The following is a 5,246-nucleotide window of genomic DNA, read 5'->3' as shown; positions in this document are numbered from 1 at the left end:
TAAATCACAAAGAAATACATGCCGCAATAGAGAAATCAGTAGGCAATGCGGTGAAAAACGGATTTAAAAACGTAAAAGTTAATTATCACACTACAACGAATACCGAAGCATTAGCTAAAGCATGGGAACATGCACAATGGGTAAAAAACAATACATAGGATGAACGGAGCATATAACGAAACTGAAAGATATTATTTGGAGCATTATTCACAGGCACCATTTCTTGTTGTAGATTCTATTGGCACAGGAGATACAGAGGAAACGTTTAAGCGCGATTCTACGTATGAAGGGATGATCACTAATTATTCAACAGATTTAAAGTTTGTTGGAACTTCAAAAGATTTCATAAAAAACATAAAAGAAACAATTGGAGCTAATGAAGAAATTATCCTAAGAAGACAGGTGAAGGATGTAAATGATGTTTGGATTGACTCAAACAGTGGAATATTAAATCTAACTACTGTTGATGAAAAAGATGGTCAATTATCAGTTAAAATTAGTAGCGGCGGTTTTTTACCAATAATCAAAACGAGAGATTCTAATAAAATTGAGATCGAGACAATGACAACAATTGATAATAGCTCAATTGAACCTCTTTCAACAGAAATAATTACGATTGCTGGTAGAGAAACATTCTTAAGAACAACCTTTGAAGTAAATGAAATTAATCCTGTAGCAATTACAACAGCCGAGAGCAATACAGGAGCTACAGTTAACAAAACTTGTGGTATTCCCGTAGTTATTTCAGGTAGATCACATGAAACTGCTCAAAGCGTGATTCCTAGTTCCAATGGATCAACAGAAGTCGGAACTTCTGGTATGATGATCATTAACAAATGCGACAGAGATAGAACTTTGAGTGTGAGTTTAGAAACAGTTATGAGTTCGTTTTTTCAGTTGTATGAAAATGTGCAATGGTGTAACTATCATATTTGCTTAACTGTCTATGAAAACGGGAATAATTATAATTTAAAAGAAAGAACAATTCTAAATGGGTTTAGTAGTGGACTTCCTTCTGATGATGTTAATAAATTGCCATTTGGAACTGTTGCTTCCTTTACAAAAAACTTATCTATAACTCATTCTGAAACGATCAATTTATTACAGGGGGAAAGTTTATCTCTCGAAGCACATTTAGCTGCTGACTTAGAAGATGATAATAATGCAGGTGTCAGAGTTTATTCAACATTTTCAAAAGCGGATGTATCAATTGAAGAAAATAGCACTTTGGCACCAACAACCACAAAAAGCCTTTCACTATTTGACTTAGGTAATAGGTTAGTACATCTTATAACAGATAAAGAAAATCGTTTCAAATCTTCTGTATTAGGTAAAATGGAACACGGAAATATTAGAAATGGCCAGTGGTCAGATGTTTATTGTTATAGTGGTATGTGGCTTAGAAATTTTGAAAGTAATGATCAACTGTATAAGAAATTCGCAACCTCTTTGAGTGATTATGCAAAAACATTAAAGTCAGTATTCAATATCTCTCTAGGAATTGAAACCAGAGACTATAAAGAGTATATAGTAGCTGAAAAGTCAACATACTTTTGGAATCCTAACATTGGAATAGTCCTTCCGAATCAAATAACCAATGCTCATCGAAAAACAAGTAAAGAGCATATCTATTCAGCTGTAGAAATTGGCTATGAAAAAGGCGGTTATTACGAAGAAGTAATGGGGCTTGACGAGCCAAACGGCAAGATAAATTATGTAACATCATTCACTAGACTCAAAAATATATATGATGAACGTTCTAGGTATAGAGCTGATGTTTACGGCGAAGAAATTCAAAGAAACAAGCAAAAGACAACTCATCCAACTCAAGACGCTAGCGCTGATACTGATATTTTCATCAAAGATATGATTGAAGATTCTGGAATACTAAGAGAGCGTGTTTGGCAAGATGATTTTCAAGTTGCTCCAACTGGTATATATAGCCCTGATACTGTTAAGAATTTAAGATTTTCACCAGCAAATAACAGAAAACGCCATGATTGGCTTATAGCTACTGCACTCTACAGCTACAGTAATTCAAGTTTTAAGTTTGGTAGTTCAACAGCAAACAGCTCTATGACCACTCAATTAATTGGTGCAAGTCCAGTGACAGAAAATGCTAATCTTTTAAACTCGGATTTAGGCAATCCACTTTTTTCAATAAACACAATAGAATTTGAACACGCAATCGATGAGAGTCTTTTACAAAAAATAAAGGGCTGTACAGATTTTAACGGCCAAGAAATACCAAATTTCTACTGCAAAGTGCAATTCACTAACGAGAACGGACAGACCGAATACGGTTATATAGAATCTGTAGAACCTTCTGGAGTTGGAAAATGGAAACTAATATTAGCGTCTAATTTAACTGTAACTCAATAACTATGCTTAATACTGTCGAACCATACTTTTTTATATCAAAATACAACTCACACAGATTTGTTGAAGTTGTAAACTTTGAATATACCATAAAAACAGTAGCAAACACTTTGAGTTATCAGGAACAATCAATTCTAAACAATAAAGATTTTTATCAATTATTTCAAAATGACGATGCCACTAGAACACAGTTTAGAAGTAGCTACGAAAATCACAGAGTTAAGGTATTTAATGCCATTGGAGAACATGATGAACTTGATATTCATAAAAGAACTGAAAACTTAAACATTGAAGACTACAGAACCGCAAAGAAAATAAGTAGTAATGGAAAGTTAGCTATTTACTTTAAGCAAGGAAGTATCCTTTCTTCAGAGAATACATCTATGGCTCCGTATGATTTACGACAATATGTCCCTTATTGGTTAATTCCAGGTAAAAACATAGTTGATGATATTCATGGAGAAATTACTATTGACTCTGTTGTTTGGCTAGATCATGAAGAAGTATATGCTTTAATATTTGACATACCTTATTTAGATACAACAGCGCAACACACACAGGTACGATCAGTATATAATTCAGTCAATTACAATGTATATGAGTTTGATGTAAGTTTCAATAACTATCCAGAAGGATATTATCAAATTCAGATTGAGGCATGGAATGATGAAGATATAAAAACTTCAGCTGTTAGTGAAAGAATTCATGTGAAGCAAAAACACGAAAATACAAGCTTGATTATTCATGAGAACACTAAGAATCATCAAATTAACTATTCGTGGAATATTCAACACATGATGCGCTTAAGGTGGGAAGATCCGATCAAGTATTCACCAGATGGAGGTAATACTATTAATAAATCAGATCAAAATACAACCTTAATTGATAGTGATGTGTTTGAAAATTATGAAATGAAATTTTCAGCTATGCCTACAGGTATAAATATCATGTTAAAGATGGCAACGGCGCAGGATATCTTTTTTATGGATGGTAGTTCTTATACAATTGAAGATAATCCAGAAACTGAAAAGCTAGAGGACTTAAATGAGTATGCAACAACACTTAAAATGATACTAGCAAATGATGTTTACAATGATAAATCAATCCTGTACACAGGATTACAAGGAATAAATTTAATAACAATTAACGGAGCTTATTTGACAAACAATACATCACTTGTTTCTATCAGTTAGTTCTTTAAGTTGTTTATCAGATATATGAAGGTGATTGTGTATTTCTTGATTTACGATAGTAGTTTTTGAGTTTCTACTTTCATGTAAATAAGATTCATTTTTAGTAGTTACAGAGTTTTGAATAAAAAACTTAGCAATAAAAAAAACAGCGATTAAAAGATATAGAAAATCCATAGTTCAAATATAAGAAAATTATGCCAACATTAGAAGAAAGAGTGGCAGCTTTAGAAGCTGAACTTAGCAACAGACAAGAGGCTACAACATCAACAGTTGTAACTGAATTTGATGAAAACTTACATCATTTAGCGATTGATGCTTCAGATGAAACTTTAAAACAAATTCCAGCGAACCTTTTAAGTAATTTTTTAGGGTTTGGCGTGAACATTCCCTATGAATCAAACATAATAAAAAAAGCAAGCACAAGCTCGAGTAATCTATTTGGAGGAACTGAGCAGCAACCCAACTACATAGGAATTGAGTTACATGTTCAACATTATCAAGGAGATGGGACAACTAGCACTTACAATATAACAGCGCCATTTGTTATAAACAATTTACCGACTGTGAATGCCAGAGCAATTATAAAAAGACCTTCGGATGGAACAATACTAGCTTACAGTGATGGAAATGGATTCACTGTTAATTCAGGATATGGAACTAATACAATAAATATAACTTTTAATACACCACCAGTAGAGGGAAGTCTGGTTGAATTTACAGTATTTGGAGAAAATGAAGACCCTGAAGCAAATGTTTTCTTGATAGATACTAGTGGGTATGACAATTCTGTAAATGCAATAGCTTCAAAAGTAAATTCACATCACTCTATTGTTTTCAAAGGAAATGGACATAATACGATTGAAGGTGGTTCATACATTCGACAATGGGGTTCTTTTCATTTTGCCACAGGTACAGGAATTTGGATTGGAAGAAACAACAACGATTCATTTAATTGTGTTGGATTAGGTAAAGGTTTAGAAGTTGATGGGAATAACTCTGGAGCTATAGGAACGAATTTAAAAGTAAATGGAAATGGATGCTTGTGGATAGGGAGAGATTCAATAATCGGTTCTGAAGTTGATGCCAAAGAAGATTCTGTAGGTTTCGGTAGAAGAGGAGAGTGTTTTCATAATGGTGCGCTTGTTTTATCTGGAGGTAAGTCAACAGATGAAAAGAATGGATTGTATCAAAACTGTAGAATAGTACTAGGTGCAAATACTACAAATGTATCAAGTGTATTTATGTCTGCTACAGATGGTACAAATTCAATTATTTTACCTGAAAATAGCGCTTATACAGTTACAGTTTCTGTAATAGCTTGGAAAGATGATTTTTCAAAATCAGAAAGCTATAATGGCACATATAATTTAGTTGTTGATTCTAATGGTATTTCAAGAGTAAACGGATCTACAGCAGATGTTAGTATTCCATCTATTGGAAATTTTGGCAGTGCATCTTATAGTTCTTACATACGTGCTTTGGCAAATAAAAAAGTAGGAATAAAGGTGGTTGGAGTTGCAAATGAAAATATAAGATGGTCTGCAACGCTTGATTTTACACAAACAAGATATTAACATTTAATAATTAAGCCCTAAGAAAAATGAAAATTACATTATTACATAAAATATTAGGATTGAGCTTATTCACAAAGGCTGTCACCTACAAGAATGGTTC

At 33.0% G+C, this 5,246-nt stretch carries 3 protein-coding genes; all 3 read left to right on the top strand.

Annotated elements, in window-relative coordinates; all coding sequences use genetic code 11:
- The first annotated feature begins 159 nt into the window (after positions 1-159).
- The 3 genes from MK119_RS24035 (at position 160) to MK119_RS24025 (ending at position 5,146) form a co-directional block, all read left to right on the top strand.
- On the top strand, positions 160-2,382 hold the full coding sequence (locus MK119_RS24035) for a hypothetical protein (RefSeq protein WP_290684246.1): 2,223 nt from the start codon (positions 160-162) through the stop codon (positions 2,380-2,382).
- Positions 2,383-2,384: 2 nt separating this feature from the next.
- Positions 2,385-3,572, top strand: coding sequence for a hypothetical protein (locus MK119_RS24030; RefSeq protein ID WP_290684244.1), 1,188 nt, complete (start codon positions 2,385-2,387; stop codon positions 3,570-3,572).
- Positions 3,573-3,766: 194 nt separating this feature from the next.
- Positions 3,767-5,146, top strand: coding sequence for a hypothetical protein (locus tag MK119_RS24025; protein WP_290684242.1), 1,380 nt, complete (start codon positions 3,767-3,769; stop codon positions 5,144-5,146).
- Positions 5,147-5,246 lie beyond the last annotated feature (100 nt).

The organism is Kordia sp., assembly GCF_022447245.1.
Classification (GTDB): domain Bacteria; phylum Bacteroidota; class Bacteroidia; order Flavobacteriales; family Flavobacteriaceae; genus Kordia.
The sequence above is the reverse complement of the archived record's forward strand: the minus strand, read 5'-3'. Positions and strand labels throughout refer to the sequence as shown.